The organism is Microterricola viridarii, assembly GCF_001542775.1.
Classification (GTDB): Bacteria; Actinomycetota; Actinomycetes; order Actinomycetales; family Microbacteriaceae; genus Microterricola; species Microterricola viridarii_A.
In genome coordinates this window covers 573,555-593,920 of sequence record NZ_CP014145.1, presented here as the reverse complement: position 1 = coordinate 593,920, position 20,366 = coordinate 573,555, and the positions used below count along the sequence as shown (strand labels likewise).

The 20,366-nt window shown below is 69.2% G+C and carries 19 protein-coding genes and 1 tRNA gene; 10 read left to right on the top strand and 10 right to left on the bottom strand.

The features are described 5' to 3' along the window. Positions 1-59 precede the first annotated feature (59 nt). From thrB to argS, 6 genes are all read right to left on the bottom strand, one after another. Entirely contained in the window at positions 60-1,028 is a 969-nt protein-coding gene (thrB, locus tag AWU67_RS02690; protein WP_082717126.1) for a homoserine kinase, read from the bottom strand. 8 nt (positions 1,029-1,036) lie between these two features. Next, complete coding sequence (gene thrC, locus AWU67_RS02685; protein ID WP_067226429.1) at positions 1,037-2,134, bottom strand: threonine synthase; 1,098 nt, start codon at positions 2,132-2,134, stop codon at positions 1,037-1,039. Further along, positions 2,131-3,447 (bottom strand): homoserine dehydrogenase, encoded by a 1,317-nt coding sequence (locus AWU67_RS02680; RefSeq protein ID WP_067226427.1) that lies wholly within the window; start codon positions 3,445-3,447, stop codon positions 2,131-2,133. Before AWU67_RS02680 ends, thrC begins: the two co-directional genes overlap by 4 nt. Then, on the bottom strand, positions 3,444-4,877 hold the full coding sequence (gene lysA / locus AWU67_RS02675) for a diaminopimelate decarboxylase (protein WP_067226425.1): 1,434 nt from the start codon (positions 4,875-4,877) through the stop codon (positions 3,444-3,446). The genes AWU67_RS02680 and lysA overlap by 4 nt, the downstream gene beginning before the upstream one ends. Positions 4,878-5,055: 178 nt before the next feature. Next, positions 5,056-5,844: an LmeA family phospholipid-binding protein gene (locus AWU67_RS02670; protein ID WP_067226423.1), complete on the bottom strand. Its 789-nt coding sequence runs from the start codon at positions 5,842-5,844 to the stop codon at positions 5,056-5,058. Between the two features lie 2 nt (positions 5,845-5,846). Further along, positions 5,847-7,541 carry an arginine--tRNA ligase gene (gene argS, locus AWU67_RS02665; RefSeq protein WP_067226420.1) on the bottom strand — a complete coding sequence of 565 codons (1,695 nt, stop codon included), beginning with the start codon at positions 7,539-7,541 and terminating at the stop codon, positions 5,847-5,849. Between the two features lie 45 nt (positions 7,542-7,586). Between argS and AWU67_RS02660 the strand changes: the two genes are divergently transcribed. The 5 genes from AWU67_RS02660 to AWU67_RS02640 all read left to right on the top strand — a co-directional run bounded on the left by AWU67_RS02660 (position 7,587) and on the right by AWU67_RS02640 (position 11,496). Continuing rightward, positions 7,587-8,213, top strand: a complete 627-nt coding sequence (locus AWU67_RS02660) for a hypothetical protein (protein ID WP_129586612.1) — start codon at positions 7,587-7,589, stop codon at positions 8,211-8,213. Between the two features lie 72 nt (positions 8,214-8,285). After that, a tRNA-Arg gene (locus AWU67_RS02655) sits at positions 8,286-8,358 on the top strand. A 148-nt stretch (positions 8,359-8,506) separates the two neighbouring features. Beyond that, positions 8,507-8,992 (top strand): hypothetical protein, encoded by a 486-nt coding sequence (locus AWU67_RS02650; RefSeq protein ID WP_067226414.1) that lies wholly within the window; start codon positions 8,507-8,509, stop codon positions 8,990-8,992. A 347-nt stretch (positions 8,993-9,339) separates the two neighbouring features. Further along, positions 9,340-11,004, top strand: a complete 1,665-nt coding sequence (locus AWU67_RS02645; protein WP_067226411.1) for an HNH endonuclease signature motif containing protein — start codon at positions 9,340-9,342, stop codon at positions 11,002-11,004. A 6-nt stretch (positions 11,005-11,010) separates the two neighbouring features. Next, positions 11,011-11,496: a PPOX class F420-dependent oxidoreductase gene (locus tag AWU67_RS02640; RefSeq protein ID WP_082716723.1), complete on the top strand. Its 486-nt coding sequence runs from the start codon at positions 11,011-11,013 to the stop codon at positions 11,494-11,496. Here the strand turns inward: AWU67_RS02640 and AWU67_RS02635 are convergent. From AWU67_RS02635 to paaI, 3 genes are all read right to left on the bottom strand, one after another. Then, on the bottom strand, positions 11,493-11,828 hold the full coding sequence (locus AWU67_RS02635; RefSeq protein ID WP_067226408.1) for a hypothetical protein: 336 nt from the start codon (positions 11,826-11,828) through the stop codon (positions 11,493-11,495). The two genes, AWU67_RS02640 and AWU67_RS02635, sit on opposite strands and share 4 nt — an antisense overlap. 146 nt (positions 11,829-11,974) lie before the next feature. Further along, the gene (gene paaK / locus AWU67_RS02630; RefSeq protein WP_199922335.1) at positions 11,975-13,327 is read right to left on the bottom strand and encodes a phenylacetate--CoA ligase PaaK; all 1,353 of its coding nucleotides are present in this window, start codon (positions 13,325-13,327) and stop codon (positions 11,975-11,977) included. 53 nt (positions 13,328-13,380) lie between these two features. Then, complete coding sequence (paaI, locus tag AWU67_RS02625) at positions 13,381-13,857, bottom strand: hydroxyphenylacetyl-CoA thioesterase PaaI (RefSeq protein WP_234407332.1); 477 nt, start codon at positions 13,855-13,857, stop codon at positions 13,381-13,383. Between the two features lie 216 nt (positions 13,858-14,073). Here paaI and AWU67_RS02620 point away from each other — a divergent pair, with 216 nt between their 5' ends. The 5 genes from AWU67_RS02620 (at position 14,074) to AWU67_RS02600 (ending at position 19,535) form a co-directional block, all read left to right on the top strand. Then, entirely contained in the window at positions 14,074-15,258 is a 1,185-nt protein-coding gene (locus tag AWU67_RS02620) for an acetyl-CoA C-acyltransferase (protein ID WP_067226404.1), read from the top strand. After that, entirely contained in the window at positions 15,258-16,004 is a 747-nt protein-coding gene (locus AWU67_RS02615) for an enoyl-CoA hydratase/isomerase family protein (protein WP_067226401.1), read from the top strand. The genes AWU67_RS02620 and AWU67_RS02615 overlap by 1 nt, the downstream gene beginning before the upstream one ends. Continuing rightward, the gene (locus AWU67_RS02610) at positions 16,001-16,876 is read left to right on the top strand and encodes a 3-hydroxyacyl-CoA dehydrogenase family protein (RefSeq protein WP_067226398.1); all 876 of its coding nucleotides are present in this window, start codon (positions 16,001-16,003) and stop codon (positions 16,874-16,876) included. Before AWU67_RS02615 ends, AWU67_RS02610 begins: the two co-directional genes overlap by 4 nt. Before the next feature lie 94 nt (positions 16,877-16,970). Beyond that, positions 16,971-19,043, top strand: a complete 2,073-nt coding sequence (paaZ, locus tag AWU67_RS02605; RefSeq protein WP_067226396.1) for a phenylacetic acid degradation bifunctional protein PaaZ — start codon at positions 16,971-16,973, stop codon at positions 19,041-19,043. Between the two features lie 54 nt (positions 19,044-19,097). Continuing rightward, a complete protein-coding gene (locus AWU67_RS02600; RefSeq protein ID WP_067226393.1) occupies positions 19,098-19,535 on the top strand; it encodes a VOC family protein in 438 nt (145 codons plus the stop codon). A gap of 12 nt (positions 19,536-19,547) precedes the next feature. On the opposite strand, the gene AWU67_RS02595 is transcribed toward AWU67_RS02600, so the two are convergent. Then, positions 19,548-20,207, bottom strand: a complete 660-nt coding sequence (locus tag AWU67_RS02595; protein ID WP_067226391.1) for a TetR/AcrR family transcriptional regulator — start codon at positions 20,205-20,207, stop codon at positions 19,548-19,550. Between the last annotated feature and the right edge of the window lie 159 nt (positions 20,208-20,366).

Sequence of the window (20,366 nt, the reverse complement as noted above, 5' to 3'; positions counted from 1 at the left end):
CCTGTTGGCTGCGACATCCGCTCCGCCCTGAACATGGTGCAGGGTGACGGGGGCTCGGTCTAGCTGACGCCGAGGACCGTGCCCTTCACGTCGACGGCGAGCATCAGCGCCTGCCACGGGGTCTCCGCGTGCGTGGCAACGAGCTCAGCCGCGATCAGGCGCTGACTGGGATCGCTCGCCAGCACCAGAATCGAGGGGCCGGCACCAGAGACGACGGCGGGCAGGCCGGCGTCGCGCAGCAGCGTGATGAGACGGTTCGTCTCTGGCATCGCCGCGGCGCGGTAGTTCTGGTGCAGCTTGTCTTCCGTGGCCGCGAGCAGCAGCTCGGGGCTCTGGATCAGGGCGGCGATCAGCAGTGCGGAGCGCGACACGTTGAACACGGCGTCCTCGTGCGGCACGGACTCCGGCTGCAGGCTGCGCGCCAGCGCGGTGGACATCTCGGCCTGCGGCACGAAGACGACGGGCGAGACTCCGCGGTGCACCATGAGCTTCTTGTGCTGCGGTCCCTCCGGGGTCACCCAGGCGATGGTGAGTCCGCCGAACAGGGCGGGCGCGACGTTGTCGGGGTGCCCTTCCATATCGGTGGCCAGTGCCAGCGCGTCGGTGTCGCTCATCTCGGCGATGCCGGCGAGCAGGCCGCGGGCGGCGATGATGCCGGCCGAGATGGCTGCACCGGAGGAGCCGAGGCCACGCCCGTGCGGGATGGTGTTGTGCGCCTCGAGGCGGAGCCCCGGCAGCGCATAGCCGTAGTGCGCGAGGCCGTGAGCGATGGCCCGCACGACGAGGTGTGTCTCGTCGGTCGGCACCTCTCCGGCGCCGACGCCGTGCACCTCAACGGCAACGCCGGGGGTGGCGGATGCCGTCACGACGAGGTCGTCGTACTGCGCGAGAGCCAGACCGAGCGTGTCGAAACCGGGGCCGAGGTTCGCCGTGGTGGCCGGAACCTTGACCTCGACACGACGGCCGTCGATGAGAGCGCCGAGCTCGCGCAGCGGCGTCACCGCTGCCGCGCGCTCGGCGCCGGGCATCTCGCTGCTCATGCCGTGGCCAGCCCGAGAACGCTGGCGATCTCGGCGGTGTCGACGGGCACGACGGTGGGCTGCACGGTGCCGCCGTCTGCGGTCTGCAGGGCCCACTGCGGGTCCTTCAGGCCGTGGCCGGTGACGGTGAGCACGACGGTGGCGCCGGCGGGCACGTTGCCGGCATCCGCCTGCTCCAGCAATCCGGCCACGCTGATGGCGGAGGCGGGCTCGACGAAGATGCCGACCTCTGCGGCCAGGATGCGGTACGCCTCGAGGATGCGCTCATCGGTGATGGCGCCGAAGTAGCCGTTGCTCACCTCGCGGGCGTTCAGGGCCAGCTCCCACGATGCCGGGTTGCCGATGCGGATGGCGCTGGCGATCGTCTCGGGGTTCTTGACGACGTGGCCGAGCACGATCGGCGCGGAGCCGGCGGCCTGGAAGCCGAACATGCGGGGCAGCTTGGTGGTGGTGCCGCGCTCGAGGTCTTCACTGTAGCCGCGGAAGTACGCCGAGTAGTTGCCGGCGTTGCCGACGGGCAGGAAGTGGAAGTCCGGCGCGTCGCCGAGAACCTCAGACACCTCGAATGCGGCCGTCTTCTGGCCCTCGATGCGGTCGTTGTTGACCGAGTTGACGAGGTGCACCGGGTAGTTCGCGGCGAGGTCGCGGGCGATGTCGAGGCAGTCGTCGAAGTTGCCCTGCACCTGCAGCAGCTGGCCGTTGTGCACGACGGCCTGGCTGAGCTTGCCCATGGCGATCTTGCCCTCCGGCACCAGCACGGCGGCGGTGATTCCGGCGTGGGCGGCGTAGGCAGCTGCCGAGGCCGAGGTGTTGCCGGTGGAGGCGCAGATGACGGCCTTCGCGCCGGCCTCGACGGCCTTGGAGATGGCCATGGTCATGCCGCGGTCCTTGAAGGAGCCGGTCGGGTTCATGCCCTCGAACTTGACCCACACCTTCGCGCCGGTGCGGGCGGAGAGTGCGGGGGCCGGAATGAGGGGCGTCCCGCCCTCGCCCAGGGTGATGACGGGGGTGGCATCCGTCACATTCAGGCGGTCCGCGTATTCACGCAGGACGCCGCGCCATTGCCGTGAAGTGGGGCTGGGCTGGGCGTTCATGGTCGCTGGGCTCCTTCAACTCTGATGACGGATGCGACGGATGTCACAACACTGTTTGACGACAGGGCGTCGACCGTGGCCGCAAGAGCGGCCTCGGGGGCTTGGTGGGTTCCGATCACAAGGGTAGCCGTGCCGGCGTCGCCCCGAATCGACTGCTCGACGAGCTCGACCGAGACGCCGTTCTCGGCGAACACGTTCGCGATTCTCGCCAACACGCCGGGCTCGTCGGTGACCTCGAGGGTGACCGAGTAGCGGGTGCTGACACTGCTGATGTCGAGGATCGGGAGTTCGGAGTGGGTGGACTCACCGAGGCCGGGGCCTCCGGCGACGTGCCGGCGGCCGAGCGACACGAGGTCGCCGAGCACGGCGGATGCCGTCTCCACTCCCCCGGCGCCTGCGCCGTAGAACATCAGGCTGCCCGCGGACTCCGCCTCGACGAAGACGGCGTTGTTCGCCCCGCGCACGGCGGCCAGCGGGTGGGTGCGCGGAACCATGGCCGGGTGCACGCGGGCGGAGACGCCCTCGATGCCGGTGGCCGGGTCGGTGACCCGCTCGCAGACGGCGAGCAGTTTGACGACGTAGCCGGCCTTCTGGGCGGAGGAGATCTGCTCGGCGGTGACGCCGGTGATGCCCTCGCGGTAGACGGAATCGATCGGCACGGTGGTGTGGAATGCGAGGCCGGCCAGGATGGCGGCCTTCTGCGCGGCGTCGTAGCCACCGATGTCGGCGGTCGGGTCGGCCTCCGCATAGCCGAGCGCCGTCGCCGTGGCGAGGGCGTCCTCCAGCGTGGCACCGGTGGTGTCCATCTGGTCGAGGATGAAGTTCGTCGTGCCGTTGACGATGCCGAGGATGCGCTGCACCGTGTCGCCGGCGAGGCTGTCGCGCAGCGGCCGGATGATCGGGATCGCGCCACCGACGGCTGCCTCGTAGTTGAGCTGCGCGCCGACCTGCTCGGCCAGGGCGAACAGCTCGGGGCCGTGCGTGGCGATGAGGGCCTTGTTGGCGGTGACGACGTCGGCGCCGGAACCCAGCGCCTGCAGGATCAGGGTGCGGGCCGGCTCGATGCCGCCCATCAGCTCGATCACGACGTCGGCGCCGAGGATCAAGGATTCGGCATCCGTGGTGAACAGTTCACGAGGCAGGTCGACGGTGCGCTGCGCGTCGACGTCGCGCACGGCGATTCCGATCAGCTCCAGCTTGGCGCCGACGCGGAGGGCGAGCTCCTCCTGCTCCTCGAGCAGCAGTCGGGCGACCTGGGCGCCCACTGAACCGCCGCCGAGCAGCGCGACACGGAGGGAGCGGTAGGCGATCATCGGGCGGTCTCCTGAACGGTTGAGCCAGCAACGCCTAGGTCTCGGGCGAGAAGGTCGTCCTCGGTCTCGCCGCGCACGATGAGACGGGCGACGCCGCCGCGCACAGCGACGACGGGCGGGCGGGTGAGGTAGTTGTAGTTGTTCGACAGCGAGAAGCAGTAGGCGCCGGTCGCAGCGACGGCGAGCAGGTCGCCGGGGGCGACATCGCTCGGCAGGTAGTCGGCGTCGACAACGATGTCTCCGGACTCGCAGTGCTTTCCCGCCACGCGCACCAGGCGAACGGGTTCCTCCGATGCGCGGTTCGCCAGGCGCACCGTGTAATCGGCGCCGTAGAGGGCGGGGCGGGCGTTGTCGCTCATTCCACCGTCGACGCTCACGTACAGACGGGTGTTGTCGCTGTCGGCGTCGGTCGCGGCATCCGGAACCGTCACCTGCTTGGTGGTGCCCACCTCGTACAGGGTGACGCCGGCGCTGCCCACGATCGCGCGGCCGGGCTCGATGGCGATGTGCGGAACGGGGATGCCGAGGCTCGCGCACTGGGTGCCTACGGCCTCCGCCATGCCGCGGGCGATGTCCGCGATCTCGGCCGGGCTGTCTGCCTCGGTGTAGGCGATGCCGAAGCCGCCGCCGAGGTTCAGCTCGGGCACCGGGCCGCCGGCCAGCAGCTCCGCCTGCAGCGTGAGCAGGCGGGCGGCGGACTCGGCGAAGCCGGCCGCGTCGAAGATCTGCGAGCCGATGTGACAATGCAGGCCGCGGAAGTCGAGGCTGTCGTGCGCGCGGATCGCGGCGACGACGGCGGGGGCGTCGGCCAGCGTGATGCCGAACTTCTGGTCCTCGTGCGCCGTGGCCAGGAAGTCATGGGTGTGGGCGTGCACGCCGCTGTTGACTCGGAGGCGCACGGACTGCACCCGGTTGTTTCTGCGGGCGGCGGCGGCGACCCGCTCGATCTCGACGGTGCTGTCGATGACGATCGTGCCGAGTCCGATGGAGACGGCGCGGTCGATCTCGGCGACGGACTTGTTGTTGCCGTGGAAGCCGAGCTCTGATGCCGGGGCGCCCCCGGCGAGGGCGACAGCGAGTTCTCCCCCGCTGCAGATGTCGACGCGGAGGCCGGCCTCGCGCACCCAGCCGACGACGGCCGTGCTGAGGAACGCCTTGCCGGCGTAATAAACCGAAACGGTTGTGCCGATGGCGGCGAACGCCTCCTCGAATGTTTCACGCATCTGGAGCGCGCGGGCACGCACGTCGTCCTCGTCGAAGATGTAGAGGGGAGTGCCGAATTCGGCCGCCAGCGCACTCGCCGGGACGCCGGCGATGCTGATCTCACCGGCGGGCGTGCGCTCGGTATTGGCCGGCCAGATGGCAGGGTTCAGGGCGTTGGGCTGGACTGGGACGGCCAGCCAGTCAGGGGCGAGGGCAAAATTGGCCACGGTGAGGACCTCACGGAGAGAACGAGTGGGAGTCACACTGCGTGGCGAGCGAACCCGGATTGGTCCCTGAAGCCAGCAAACAGATGTCGCCGCCTGCCGCAGGTAAGCAGCGGGGCGAGGTACCGCAAATACTAGCGAGAACCGGGCGGGCGCTGCCAATCGATGACGGGCACATGGGTCACGGGGCGCAACTGCCGAGAGTGGAGAGGGTGCTCTCGTCGAGCACGATATCGTGCGCCTCGACCCGCACCGTGGCGCTGCCGGGGGCGACATCGATGGATGTGACGTCGACGCCGACCGGCAGGTAGGTCGCCGTGCAGACGCTGATCGGGTCTGACCCGACAATCAGATCGACGAGCCGGCTGAGGTCGAGGTTGCCGGCGCCGCTCGTGATCTCGGCGCCTGTCGGGGTCACCAGCACGTGGTCGCCGGCGGCTTGGAGCGTTCCGGTCACCCGGTAGCCGATGGTGAACCCGAAGAAGCTCGCCTCTGCGGCGTAGCTGAGCTGGCCCTGATCCAGCTGCACGGCCGAGTTCGGGGCTGAGCGCTCGATCAGGCTGTTCAGCGCGGCCTGATCGAGTGTCGCCGTCGCGCTCAGCGTGTCGACCGGCTGGGTGGAATCGACGGGGAAGCCGCTGGCATGCACCGTGACATCGGCGGGAATGCCGTCGATGACGGCATCCGGGGCCGAGACGGTGATGTCGTCGAAGCTGCCGCCGAGGTACTGCATGATGATGCTGGTGCCGCCGATCTGCACTGTCGGGCTGGCGACGACGTTCTGCGGCAGCTGCGCGACGATCTCCTCTGCAACGCGGCGCTCGGCCACGCCGCGGGCAATGGCATCGACCACGAAGAACAGGCCGACGAGCACGGCAATGCCGATGACGACGCTGAGCAGGATGACAAGAGGACGTCGGGACTTGCGCGCCCCGGGCCCGGCCTCCGCCGTGTTCAGCGTCTCGGCCATGACTACATCCGCTCCGGTGCGCTGACACCCAGCAGGGCGAGGCCGTTCCGGATGACCTGGCCGGTCGCGTCGTTCAGCCAGAGGCGGGTGCGGTGCACGTCGCCGACCGGGTCGTCGCCGAGCGGGATGACGCGGCAGCTGTCGTACCAGCGGTGGTACAGGCCGGCGAGCTCCTCGAGGTAGCGGGCGACGCGGTGCGGCTCGCGCAGGGTGGCCGCCTGGGCGACGATGCGGGGGAACTCCTGCAGCCCGCCGAGCAGTGCAGACTCGCTCTCGTGGTCGAGCAGCTCCGGTGCGAAACCGCTGCGATCGACGCCGGACTGCGCCGCGTTGCGGGCAACGCCGGTGGTGCGGGCGTGCACGTACTGCACGTAGAAGACGGGGTTGTCGTTGCTCTTGCGCTGCAGGATCTCCGGGTCGATCGTCAGCGGCGAGTCGGCCGGGTAGCGGCCGAGGGTGTAGCGCAGCGCGTCCGTGCCGAGCCAGGCCTGCAGGTCGTCGAGCTCGATGATGTTGCCCGCGCGCTTGGACAGCTTCGCGCCGTTGATGCTGACCAGCTGGCCGATCAAGACCTCGACGTCCTTCTCGGGGTCGTCTCCTGCCGCGCCGGCGAGGGCCTTGAGGCGGTGCACGTAGCCGTGGTGATCGGCGCCAAGCAGGTAGATCTTGTGCTGGAAGCCGCGGTCGCCCTTGTTCAGGTAGTAGGCGGCATCCGCGGCGAAGTAGGTGTAAATGCCGTTGCCGCGGCGGATGACGCGGTCCTTGTCGTCGCCGAAGTCGGTGGTGCGCACCCAGACGGCGTCGTCCTCGTCGTAGACGTGGCCCTGGGCGCGGAGGCGCTCGACGGCGGTGTCGATGTCGGAGACGCCGTCCTCGCCCGGCGCGTGCAGGGTGCGCTCGCTGGTCCAGACGTCGAAGTGCACGTTGAAGCGGTCGAGCGACGCCTTGATCTCGGCGAGCTGCAGCTCGTAGGCGATCTCGGTGGCGGTGTGCAGCGCGATGGCGTCGTCGAGCTCGAGCAGCTTCGGCTCGCGGGCGAGCACCTGCTCGGCGAGCGTCGCGATGTAGGCGCCCGGGTAGCCGCCCTCGGGGGTGGGCTCGCCCTGGGCGGCGGCCAGCACGGATGCGCCGAAGTTCTGCATCTGGTTGCCGGCGTCGTTGATGTAGTACTCGTTGGCGACGGTGGCACCGGCGGCGCGCAGCACGCGGCCGATGGAGTCACCGAGGGCCGCCCAGCGGGTGTGGCCGATGTGCAGCGGGCCGGTCGGGTTGGCCGAGACGAACTCGAGGTTGATGGTGTTGCCGGCGAGCGAATCGCTGGTGCCGTAGGCGTCGCCGGCCTCGACGATGGCCTGGGCGAGCACACCGGCCGCGGCCGCGTCGATGCGGAAGTTGATGAAGCCGGGTCCGGCGACCTCGGCGCTGGCGATGCCGTCGATGCCTGCGGCGGCGGCGGCGATCTCAGTGGCCAGCTCGCGCGGGTTGGCGCCGAGCGGCTTGGCCAGCTTCATGGCGATGTTGGAGGCCCAGTCGCCGTGGTCGCGGTTCTTCGGGCGTTCCAGAACGACGTCGGCGGCGGTGATCACCGGCGCTGCGGCATCCGTCGCGTCGTTCTCACCCAGCTCAGCCGATCGTCGGCCGTCGACAATGCTCTGAACGATGCCGACGAGGGACTGGGAGAGTTCTGCGGGAGTCACGAGGCACAATCTTAGCCGGGCCGCCTGATTGCTAGAGTCGCGTACATGCCTGTTGCTCCTGCCCCCGCGTTGCGCGCGCGCTCGCGTTCCCTCTTGCTCGTCGGTTCCCTCGCCGCGATTGCGGTGCTTGGCCTGGCCGGGTGCAGTGCGGAGCCGACCCCGGAGTCAACGCCTGGCGGCGCAGCCACGACGGAGCCGACGGACGGCCAGAGCACCCCGCCGACGGCCGAGCCGACCGTGGAGCCCGGCACGCCGATCACCATCGACTGCAAGACGCTGCTCGCCCCGCAGGACATCTACGACTTCAACCCGAACGTGAGCACGGACCCCGGTTTCGTGCCCGCCGAGGGCTCGCTGGCCGCCGCCGCGGTCGCCGACAACGGCATCGCCTGCGGCTACCTGCACCAGACCAGCAACGAGCTGATGAACTTCTCGTTGTCGCAGCCGAGCCCCGAGCAGCTCACGCTGGCCCTGAATGCCGCTGCCGCCTCAAGCACGCCCGTTCCCACCTACGGAACCCCTCCGGCGGTCAGTGGTTTCTTCGACCCGGCCAGCGGCGAGATCCAGGTGTTCACCCCGAAGTATTGGCTGACCGCCACCTCGACGATGTTCGGGGAGCCGGGCGACGCCGAGCCGCTTGTGCGCGCGGCCATCTCGCACCTGCCTGAGTAACGCCGGGCGGCGATGACCGCTGCGGTGGCGTGGTCTTTCGACGCGGCCGGAATGCGGTAATCTCGTTCAAGCGCCTCCGTAGCTCAGGGGATAGAGCGCCGGTTTCCGGTACCGAAGGTCGGGGGTTCGAATCCCTCCGGGGGCACAGTGTGAGTTCTCACGCTAGTTCGGACTTCTTCTGAAGTTCGGGCTAGCGTGGGAGCTCTTTTTTTGTTTGAGGCGTACCCCGCGCCGAGTAGGCTCCGAATCGGAAGCAGTGCGGCATCCGCCCCTGTGCCCGATCAGGGGGAATCATGACTCGTCGAACTCGCGGGGTCTCCCTGCTCGCCTCTGCTCTGCTCGCCCCCGCCTTGTTGCTGCTCAGCGGCTGTGCCCCAGCGGGCGCGAGCACCGGGGAATCGTCAAGCCCCAGCGGGGTGATCGAGATGGCGGTGTCAGAGTTCTGCACCGCGGGGACGGACGCGCAGTGCGTTTCGGTCAACGGCGAGGATGTCGAACTGCCAGCGACATTTGAGCGGGTCGGAGTCGAGGCGGCTGCCGTCGCACAGGGTGTGGGGCAGAACGCAATCGACGTGACGCTCACGGCGGAGGGGGCCGCGCTCCTCCACACGCTGACCGAGCAGGCCGCCGGAGGCACGGCGCGCCTGGTCTTGAAGGTCGGCGACGAGGTGGTGGCCGCCGTCGTGGTCATGGAGGTGTTGGAGGGTAAGCAACTGCAGATCGCCCTCTCCCCCGATGACGACGCCCAGAAAATCGTGGATCTGATCCAGGGCGTCTGAAGGGCTTCGTGACCGGGCTTCCGCATACCCCGGGTGGGCGGACGGCGATCTCCGGACAGAGACAAGCCGCGACGTCCTGCTGCGAGAGCTGACATCGGATGACGCCGCGAGTCTCGGCGCAAATCGCAGTGTCGGATATGTGATCGATGAGGAATGGCTCACACTGGCCGCACCGACCGACCACGAGTGCATCCGAGTCGGAATGAGGGCGCCGGGCGCCACGGAGTTCTCGTATCCCGAGCCGCTCATTCCGCTGCCTGTTGCACACAGCTCCCTCGATCTGGAAAGTTGTCCACATCTGGGATTTTCCTTTCGCCTGCTGTGCATCCGCCGCGTAGATTTGGGGTATGCAGAGAACGGCCGATGCACCTGAGTCAGCGGCGCAGCTCATCCAGAGTTGCGAGCAGACAACAGTGCGTCTGAACGCCGCCAGCTACGACGCCCTCCGCGACTCGGAACTCCTCGCGACGCTGGAAACCCTCTCCCAGCATTCGTCCACGCTGCAGCGGCAGATCGCGCTGGCTTCGGCGTCGCTGGCCAGCCGCTCGAAGAGGGAGTTGGGCCAGGCGGGTCTGGCCAACCGACTGGGGCACACCAACGCGGGCGCGCTACTGCAGAAGATCACCGGCGGCTCCCGCACGGAGGCATCGACCTTGCTGAGCACGGGCTTGATGCTGGCGGAGACGGAGGCCGCTGACGAGCTGGCACGTTTGCGGCGGGAGGCCGGTCTCCCCGACGGCGAGCCAGTGCCCGGCCTGGGCGGTGCGGAGCTTGCCTCCGGGGTGGGTTTCCCCGCCTCGGCCGCCGCGAGACCGTGGTTCGGCCCGATCAGCGATGCTGTCGCATCCGGCCTGTTCAGCCTCGGTGTTGGCGATGCGATCCGCGGCGGATTGGGCGCAGGGCCGGACGGGCGACTTCTCCTGACAGAGGCGCTGCGCGGGCCGCTCGGGGTAGGGGATGCCGCATCCGCAGTCGACGGTGCGCGGGTCGAGGCGACCGAGGCCCGAGCCGCCCGCGAGGAGGCACTCCTCGACGCCGTTTGCGCGGTGCTGCCCGAGCTGATCCACGAGTGCTCGCAGCTGACGCCGGAACTGGCCTTCAAGGCGGCGCGGGCCGCGCGCGACCGAGCTGATGCGGCCGGCGTCCTCGCCCGCTCCGAGCAGATGCGGCGACAGCAATACTTCAAGGCATGGGAACGTCCAGACGGGATGGTGGCCGGCTCCTTCCTGTTGGAGCCAGAGAATGGTGCCCTCGTCATCGCGGTCAAAGATCAACTGCGCCATCCGCGGAGGGCCGGGGTGAAGTTCCGCTCTCAAACGGACACCGTCGCCGCCCGCGCTGCTCGAGGCGACCTGCGGGAGGTCGATGAGTTCGCCGCTGATGGCTTCGTCGACCTGCTCCGGGCCGGGATCAGCGTCGACCCCGACAAGATTCTCGACAACCACCGGCCGTCCGTCACGCTGCACGTGCAGGAGGAGTCCCTCGCCCACCGCGCGACCGGCGCAGGACTGGGGTTCGGGATCATCGAGTCCAGCAATGAGGCAGTGCCTATCGAAACCGTCGAGCGGGAGATCTGCGCGGGTGGCTACGTGCCGGTGATCTTTGATGAGCGGGGCCAGCCGCTGAATCTCGGCCGGGAGACGCGCCTGTTCACGAGGCGGCAACGCATTGCCCTGGCGGCACGGGACGGCGGCTGCATGGCTGATGGCTGTGACCGGCCGGTCTCGTGGACGGAGGCCCACCACATCAAACACTGGAAACGCGATAGCGGGCCGACAGACATCGATGACGGCATTCTGCTCTGCAGACACCACCACCTGTTGTTCCACAATCAGGGCTGGGAGATCGTCCGCGATGGCGCGACGTATTGGCTCATCCCGCCCCGAACAATAGAGCCTGACCAGACGCCGCGGCTGCTGAGCTCGAAGTCGGCACTGCGGCGAAGACCGCCGGTGCAGGTTCCCGAGCGGCTGTTGCGGCCCCGGGGCATGGCGACCGGGCTCTTAGAGTAGGTGGTTATGACGACTCCCCCATTCGAAGAGCTGGCACTCTCAGATCTGGCCTCCGAGAGCTATGTACTTCTGACGACATTCCGGAAGAACGGCGAAGGTGTCTCGACGCCGGTCTGGATCGCGCAGAGCTCCGACGGTCAGCTGCTGGTCACGACGGGCGCGAACTCGGGCAAGGTGAAGCGCATCCTCAATGACCCGCGGATCGAGCTCGTTGCGTGCGACGCCCGCGGCGGCATCCGCGGCACCGCTGCACCGGTTCAGGCGCACGCGGAGATCGCGTCGGATGCGGAGACCCGCGCGCTCACCGATGCGGCGCTGAAGGCGAAGTACGGCCTGCAGTTCACGGCTATCCGTCTGGCGAACAGGCTCAGTGCGCTGAAGAACAGCGCGAAGAAGAAGAAGAAGAGTGCGGAGAAGTCCGGCGCGAAACATTCAGGCAGTGTCGCGCTGCGTATCACGGTCGTTTCGACCGAGCAGCGGGTCGATGTCTAGATGAAGACGAACAGCTGTCCGAGCACCAAGATGAGAATGACAAAGACAGCGACGATGGCGCCTGCGATGGCCAGGGTCTTCGTGTTGAGCTTGGCGACGCCGAACCCGACGAGGAACGGCAGCGACACGATCAATGCCACGAGTACCCACCAGAACAGCAGGTAACCGAACTGCGAGGCTTGCTCGAGTCGGCCGCCGAAGAGCGCCTGCGTTGCGGGGTGGGTGGCGAATGACAGCGCCGCGGACAGCGGGAATGCAACCAGCGCCAGCGTGATGATGCCGGCGAAGGCCCCCCAGAGCCCGGATTTGTTCGTGTGGATGGTGCTGCTCATGAGTGATCCCCTCCGTGTGACCGACACTGCCAGTGCAGACGGCACCACTCGGCACGGCGCCTACTGCCCGGAAGTCTAGCGGCGCGGAGCTCCCCAAAGCGAGGGTTCCGCGCAGCCAAGAGCGGCACTCCGTTGCGGGTCAAACGCTACTGCCGGTTGTCGTAGACGCGCTTGAGCTTGCCGCTGGAACGCTCCAGGCTGCCGGGGGCAGCCAGATGAACCTCGACCGTCGTGCCGACCCGGATCTTCACCTCGCGCTCGAGCGCGGCGATGACGCGCGCGCCCTCCGCAGCGCTGAGCGCCTGGGCGGGTTCGACGTGCACCGTCATCCGGTCCAGGCGCCCGACGCGGGTGAGCTCGAGCTCGAAGTGCGGGGAGAGGCCGTCGATCGCGAGCGTGATCTCCTCGATCTGGCTCGGGAACAGGTTGACGCCACGCAGCACGATCATGTCGTCGTTGCGGCCCGTGATCTTCTCGATCCGGCGCATGTTCGGCCGTGCGGTGCCCGGCAACAGCGTGGTGATGTCGTGGGTGCGGTAGCGAATGATCGGCAGTGCCTGCTTGCGGAGCGTGGTGAAGACCAGCTCCCCCTGCTGCCCGTCGGCCAGCGGCACACCCGTGTCGGAGTCGATGACCTCTGGACGGAACTGGTCCTCCCAGATGTGCGGGCCGTCTTTGGACTCGATGCACTCGCTGCCAACGCCCGGGCCCATGACCTCGCTGAGGCCGTAGATGTCCAACGCATCGATACCGAGGCCCTGCTCGATCGTCGAACGCATCTCGTTGGTCCACGGCTCCGCTCCGAGCACGGCGACGGCGAGCGAGGAGTCGCGCGGATCCATGCCGCTCGCCGCGAGGGCATCGATGATCGTGAGCAGGTAGGTGGGCGTGCAGAGGATCGCGTCGGGTTCGAAGTCGCGGATCAGCTGCACCTGCTTGGCCGTGTTGCCGCCCGACATGGGCACGACGGTGCAGCCGAGCCGCTCGATGCCGGCGTGGGCGCCCAGTCCACCGGTGAACAGCCCGTAACCATAGGCGTTGTGCACCATCTGGCCGGGGCGGATGCCAGCGGCGCGCAGCGAGCGCGCGACGAGCATGCCCCAGTCGTCCAGGTCGCCCTTCGTGTAGCCGACCACTGTCGGCTGCCCGGTGGTGCCGGATGACGCATGGATGCGCGCGACCTCAGAGCGCGGCACGGCGAACATGCCGAACGGGTAGTTCAGCCGCAGGTCTTCCTTTGTCGTGAACGGCAGCTTCTGCAGGTCGCTGAGCTCGCGGATGTCGTCGGGGTGCACCCCCACCCCGTCAAACTTCTGGGTGTAGAAGGGCACGTTCTGGTAGGCGTGGCGCACCGTCTGCTGCAGCCGGGACAGCTGCAGGGCCTCTATCTCGTCGCGCGACATCCGCTCTTCGGCGTCAAGCTCAGCCAGCGCCGGGGCGAAGGCCCTCGATGTGGAGGGCGACGGTGTTGCCGCCTGCGACGTGGACAGCTGAGTCATGGATGCTCCATTGCATTGGTCATGGGGGTGAAGTCGAGTGCGGGCTCTGGCGGCTACGGCGTGCCGCGGTCTGCGCCGTCGCTGTTGCCGGGTGCGGGGGCCGGCAGCCGTGTCGTGCGGCTGCGCCCGCGGAACTCCGCGACCACGTGGCCGGCCTCATCGACCACCTGCACATCGTAAATGCCGCTGCGCCCGGTGCGGGTGCGCCGGACCGCGGTCGCGGTCAGCTGCTGCCCGATCCGGACGGGGCGGAGGAAGGAGATCTCGGCACCGGCGGCCAGAGTCACCTGCTCGTCTTCGTTGCAGGCGACGGCGAAGGCCGTGTCGGCCAGCGAGAAGATGAGTCCGCCGTGCATGACATCGAAGCCGTTCAGCATGTCGTCGCGCACGACCATGGTAATGACGGCGTGGCCCGGTTCGTCCACGACGAGCTGCAGCCCGAGCGTGACCGCGACGCGGTCGCGCAGCAGCATGGCCCGGAGTTCGCCCTCGTGAGACGCGCGCACGTCTTCCATGCTGTCGATCGCCATCCTTGCTGCTCCTCGTCACGTCGCCGGAATCGCCCCGTGCCAACTGAACGTACAGTAAGCATGGCACGCGGGCAACACGATTTCGGACGCAACGCCCTCCCCTGCTGCCAATGTTGACGCAGCGCGCGGCACATGACATCGTGTACAGAACGAACGGTCAGTAAGTCCTGTTCTCGAGCGCGAGTCCGTGGAAACTGCATGCAAGGTAATGGAGCCATGGCGGAAGCATTTGTGGTTGGCGGGGTTCGAACTCCCATCGGCAGGTACGGCAGCGCCCTCGCAGAGGTGCGCCCCGACGACCTCGCGGCACTCGTGGTGCGCGAGCTCGTCACCCGCACGGGCATCGACCCGGCGGTCATCGACGACGTCATCTTCGGCGCCGCGAACCAGGCGGGCGAAGACAACCGCAACGTGGCCAGGATGGCGGTGCTGCTCGCCGGCCTGCCCGAGACGGTTCCCGGCATCACCGTCAACCGGCTCTGCGCCTCCGGGCTCTCTGCCGTGCACCTGGCCACCAGCATGGTCAAGTCCGGCGAGGCCGACGTCGTGATCGCCGGCGGGGTCGAGTCCATGACCCGCGCCCCCTGGGTGCTTGCCAAACCGGAGAAGGCGTTCGGCCGCCCCGGTGAGCTGGCAGACACCTCGATCGGCTGGCGCTTCACCAACCTCGAGTTCAGCAAGCGCGACAAGTTCACGATGAGCATGCCGGAGACCGCCGAGCACGTCGGCTCCCTCGAGGGCATCGGCAGGGACGAGGCGGATGCCTTCGCGCTGCGCTCGCACGAGCGCGCCCTGACGGCGATCCAGGCCGGCCGGTTCGCCGCGGAGATCGTCGGCGTGCCCACCAAGAACGGCAACTTCACCGTGGACGAGGGCCCCCGGGCCGACACCTCACTCGAACGTCTCGCCAGCCTGCGCCCTGTGGTGCGCGGAGGCAGCCTCGTCACGGCGGGCAACGCCTCCTCGCTGAATGACGGCTCGGCCGCCGTGCTCATCGCCAGCGAAGACGCCATCGCCCGTTACGGCCTGGTGCCCCGCGCCCGTGTCCTCGGCGGCGCGTCCGCCGGCGTGCTGCCGGAGGTCATGGGGCTCGGCCCCGTCCCGGCGACCCGCAAGCTCTTCACCCGCCTCGGGCTCAGCGCCCGCGAGTTGGCCGCCGTCGAGCTGAACGAGGCCTTCGCCACCCAGGCCATCGCCTGCATGCGCCAACTGGACCTCGACGAGGAGATCGTCAACAGCGACGGCGGAGCGATCGCGCTCGGGCATCCGCTCGGCGCATCGGGAACCCGCATCCTCACCACCCTGCTCGGTCGCCTCGAGCGCGCCGGCGGCGGAACCGGGCTCGCGACGATGTGCGTCGGTGTCGGCCAGGGCGCCGCCCTCGCCGTGGAGACGGTCTGATGGCCGCCCCGACGCTCCGCATCGAGGCCGAACGCCCCGACCGGCTGCACGTCGTGCTCGACCGGCCCGGCGTGCGGAACGCGATCGATGCGGCGATGGTCGACGAGCTGCACGTCGTGTGCGCCCAGCTCGAGGCCGTTCCCCGGATCCTCATCCTCAGCGGCGCCGGCGGTGTCTTCGCCTCGGGCGCCGATATCGCCGAGCTGCGCGATCGCCGCCGCGAAGACGCCCTGGCCGGCATCAATTCCCGGCTCTTCGGCCGGATCGCCGCCCTGCCGATGCCCGTCATCGCGGCCATCGACGGCTGGGCGCTCGGCGGCGGGGCCGAGCTCGCCTACGCCGCCGACTTCCGCATCGCCAGCACGACCGCGCGCATCGGCAACCCGGAAACCTCGCTCGGCATCTTGGCTGCGGCCGGCGCCAGCTGGCGCCTTGCCGAGCTTGTGGGCGAGCCGGTGGCCAAGGAGATCCTGCTCGCCGGCCGGGTCCTGAACGCCGAGGAGGCGCTCGCCCTGCGCCTGGTCACCGAGGTGCACGAGCCGGACCAGCTCGACGCCGCGGCCAACGCCCTCGCCGACCGCATCGCCAAGCAGGACCCCCATGCCGTGCAGGCAACAAAGCGGGTGTTCCACGCTTCGCGCGCCGACCACCCCGCCGTGGACGAGCAGGCCCAGGCCGTGCTGTTCGAGTCCCCGGCGAAATTCGCCCTGATGGATGCCTTCCTGGCGAGACGGAAGAAGAAATGACAGAGACCATGACCCTGCCCTCCGGCGTGCCCAGCATCGTGGGGGTCGCCGGCGGCGGCCGCATGGGTGTCGGCATCGCGCACGCCTTCCTGCTGGCCGGCGCCTCCGTCGTCATCCTCGAGCGCAACTCCGACTCCGCCGCGCATGCATCGGAGGTCCTGCGCTCCGCGATCGCGAACAGCATCGCGCGCCAGACCACAGGCGAGACGGCACACACCCTCGAGGCCAGGGCCAGGGTGACGACGGATGCCGCAGACCTGGCAGCAGCCGGCCTCGTGATCGAGGTCGTTCCCGAGGACGTGCAGATGAAGGTCGAGGTGCTCACCCGGGTGGAGCGCGAGCTCTCCGCAGACGCCTGGCTCGCCACGAACACGTCCTCGCTCTCGATCGGGGAGCTGGCCAGCGCCCTGGCCCGACCGGAGCGCTTCTGCGGGCTGCACTTCTTCAACCCCGTTCCCGCGTCGAGCCTGGTGGAGATCGTGCGTGGCCCGGCCACTGCACCCGAGCTGATCGACGCGGCACTCGGCTGGGTTGCGGCGATCGGCAAGACACCGATCACCGTGCAGGACTCCCCCGGATTCGCCAGCTCCCGCCTCGGCGTCGTCATCGCGCTCGAGGCGATCCGCATGCTCGAGGACGGGGTCGCCTCTGCCGAGGACATCGATGCAGCCATGGTGCTGGGCTACAAGTTCCCGATCGGCCCGCTGCGCCTGACCGACCTGGTCGGGCTCGACGTGCGCCTCGGGATCGCCGAGTACCTGGAGAGCCAGCTCGGCCCCCGCTTTGAAGTGCCCGCCCTGCTGCGCGAGAAGGTCGCGGCGGGCAAGCTCGGCCGCAAGAGCGGGGAAGGCTTCTTCAGCTGGGGCGACTGACCCGGCATCCCGCACCCAGCGACAACCAGCACCGATCGACACCAGCACCATACGCACCAGCACCGAACGAACCAGCACCGCGAAGGGCTCGACCATGACATCCAGCGACACCATCACCCCGCGCCTCCTCCCCAGCTACGTCGGCGACACCTGGTGGGAGCCGCGCACGGGAACGCTCGCGCGGGACGCCTCGACCGGCGAGCCCATCGCCCTGGTCGGCAGCGACGGCCTAGACATCGCCGCCGCGGTGGAGCACGCCCGCACGGTCGGGCAGGCAAGCCTCGGCGAGCTCACCTTCCACGAGCGCGCTCTGCGGCTGAAGGCCCTCGCCATCCACCTCGGCGAGGTCAAGGAGGAGCTGTACGCACTGAGCGATCGCACCGGCGCGACCCGCCGGGACTCGATGGTCGACATCGACGGCGGAATCGGCGTGCTCTACACCTACTCGTCAAAGGGCCGGCGCGAACTGCCCAACGCGAAGCTCATCGTCGACGGCGACCCGGAGAACCTGGCCCGCGACGGGTCTTTCGGCGGCCAGCACGTCTACACCCGGCTGCCCGGCGTCGCCTTCCAGGTCAACGCCTTCAACTTTCCGGTCTGGGGCATGCTCGAGAAGTTCGCCCCCGCCTTCCTCGCCGGCGTGCCGAGCATCGTCAAGCCGGCGACGCCGACCGCCTACCTCACCGAGGCGACGGTGCGGGCGATGGTCGACTCCGGCCTGCTGCCCGCCGGGTCGCTGCAGCTGATCTGCGGATCGGTGCGCGGCTTCCTCGACACCCTCGATGTGCGCGATACCGTCAGTTTCACCGGCTCCGCCTCCACCGCGCGCACCCTCTCAGAGCACCCCAGCGTGCTGGGCGGCGGGGTCACGCTAGGCCGCGAGACCGACTCGCTGAACGCGGCCATCCTGGGTCTGGATGCCGAGAGCGGCACACCCGAGTTCGACGCGTACATCGCGAGCGCCGTCACCGAGATGACGTCGAAGGCGGGGCAGAAGTGCACCAGCATCCGACGCCTGATCGTGCCGGCTGAGCGTGTGGACGCCGTCGTCGAGGCTGTCGGCGCCCGCCTTGCCCAGCGCGTCACCCTCGGCGACCCGCGTGCGCAGGGCGTCACGATGGGCCCGCTGGCGAGCGTCGAACAGCTGGGCGAGGTGCGCCGCAGCGTCGAGCAGCTCATCGCCGGCGGCGGCCGCATCGCGGTCGGCAGCCTGGACGAGCCCGCCGTCGTGCACCTGGACGGCACCGTGGCCCCGGCCCCGGAGGGCGCCTTCTTCACCCCGGTGCTGCTGCGCTTCGACGATTCTGACGCGCCGGCGGTTCACGACATCGAAGCGTTCGGCCCCGTCGCATCGGTCATCGGCTACACGGACACGGCCGACGCGGTGCGGCTCGCAAACCGGGGAGGCGGCTCCCTCGTGGCCACCGTCGCGAGCTTCGACCCGGAGACGGTCATGTCGCTCGTCTCCGGCATCGCCCCCTTCCACGGCCGCGTGCTCGTGCTCGACCGCGACGACGCGAAGACCAGCACCGGGCACGGCTCCCCCGTTCCACACCTCGTGCACGGCGGGCCCGGCCGGGCCGGCGGCGGCGAGGAGCTCGGCGGCATCCGCGCCGTGAAGCACTTCATGCGCCGCACCGCCATCCAGGGCACGCCGGCCGTGCTCTCGGCGCTGACCGGCCGCTGGCGCGCGGGCGCGCCGGTGCAGGCCGGCGAGGAGCACCCGTTCCGCAAGTCGCTCGCCCGGCTGCGGATCGGCGACGCCGTCGTCTCGGCGGAGCGTGAGATCACCCTGGAGGACATCGGTCACTTCGCCGAGTTCACCGGCGACACCTTCTATGCGCACACCGACGAGGAGGCCGCAGCGGCCAACCCGTTCTTCCCCGGCCGTGTCGCCCACGGATACCTGCTTCTCGCCTGGGCTGCCGGCCTGTTCGTCGACCCTGCGCCGGGGCCCGTGCTGGCCAACTACGGCCTCGAGAACCTGCGCTTCCTCACGCCCGTTTCGCCCGGAGACAGCGTGCGGGTGACGTTGACCGCCAAGCAGATCACTCCGCGCGAGAACGAGGAGTACGGCGAGGTGCGCTGGGACGCGGTGCTGGTGAACCAGCGCGAGGAGGTCGTCGCCAGCTACGACGTGCTCACCCTCGTGGCCAAGGAGGGCTAGCCGCCAACGGGTGAGGGCTGGGGCGCAGCAGCCCGGCCCGCTAGCATGCGACGCATGGCCATCACATTGGAGAACGTCGGCATCGCTGTTCAGGACATCGAGGCAGCCATCGCCTTCTTCACCGACCTGGGCCTCACGGTCGTCGGCCGCGACACCGTGAGCGGCGAGTGGGCCGACACGGCCGTCGGCCTGGACGGGAACCACGCCAAGATCGCTCTGCTCCAGACACCAGACGGGCACGGCCGCCTGGAGCTCTTCGAGTACATCAACCCCGCCGCGATCGAGACGAGTCCCACTCTCCCCAATGAGATTGGCATGCACCGCGTCGCCTTCTCTGTCGACGACATCGACGAGGCGCTGGAGATCGCCGCGCGGCACGGCTGCTATCCGCTGCGGGGTGTGGCGAACTACCGGGACGTCTACAAGCTGACGTACGTGCGCGGCCCCAGCGGCATCATCGTCATGCTGGCCGAGGACCTCAGCACGAGCTGACCGGGACCCGAACTAGACCCGCGCGGTCGGCACGGGCGCGGCGTCGTGCACCCGCACACCCTCGAAGGCGACGGTGATGACGTCTTCGGCGAGCTGGTCAGGGGTGAGCGCGCCGCCCGGCTTGTACCACTCGACGATCGAGTTGATCATGCCGAACAACAGGCGCACCGTGGTGCGCGCGTCGACGTCGGCGCGAAGGGTGCCCTCGACGCGCGCCTCGTCGACGAGCCCGGCGATCACGTGGTCGAAGGCCCGGCGGCGCTCCAGTGCCTCCCGCTCAACCTCGGTGTTGCCACGCAGGCGCAGCAGGAGGGTGACGTAGGGCAGGTCGTCGGCGAGCACGAGCACCGCACCGCGCAGCACGTAGCGCAGCCGCTCCACGGGTGAGCCCTCGAGGGCGCCCGGCTCGGAGAGGATTCCCTCCAGCCCGCCCAGCGCCCGCTCGAGGGCCCGTCGAAGCAGGTCTTCCTTGCCGGTCACGTGGTAATAAATGGCCGATTTGCTGGTGCCGAGCCGTTCGGCAAGCACGCCCATGGAGGTCGCCTCGTAGCCGAACTCGTTGAACGCCAGCACAGCGATGTCGAGCACCGCGTCGAGGTCGTAGGGAACGCGGCCCGCTCGACCGTTGCCGCCGCGGGGCGCCCGGCTCGTGGATTTCGATGGCTGGTTCACAACGCGACTCACTCCAGGTCTCGGCTTGGTGGTCCGCCCGGCGAGCGGTGCCATTGCGGTTCCCGATTCTAGCCGACCACCGGTTCCCGACCGGGAGGCCGCGGGCGGCGGCGCCTTGATGGGACGGGCTCGCGGTGTTAGCATTACTGAACGATCGGT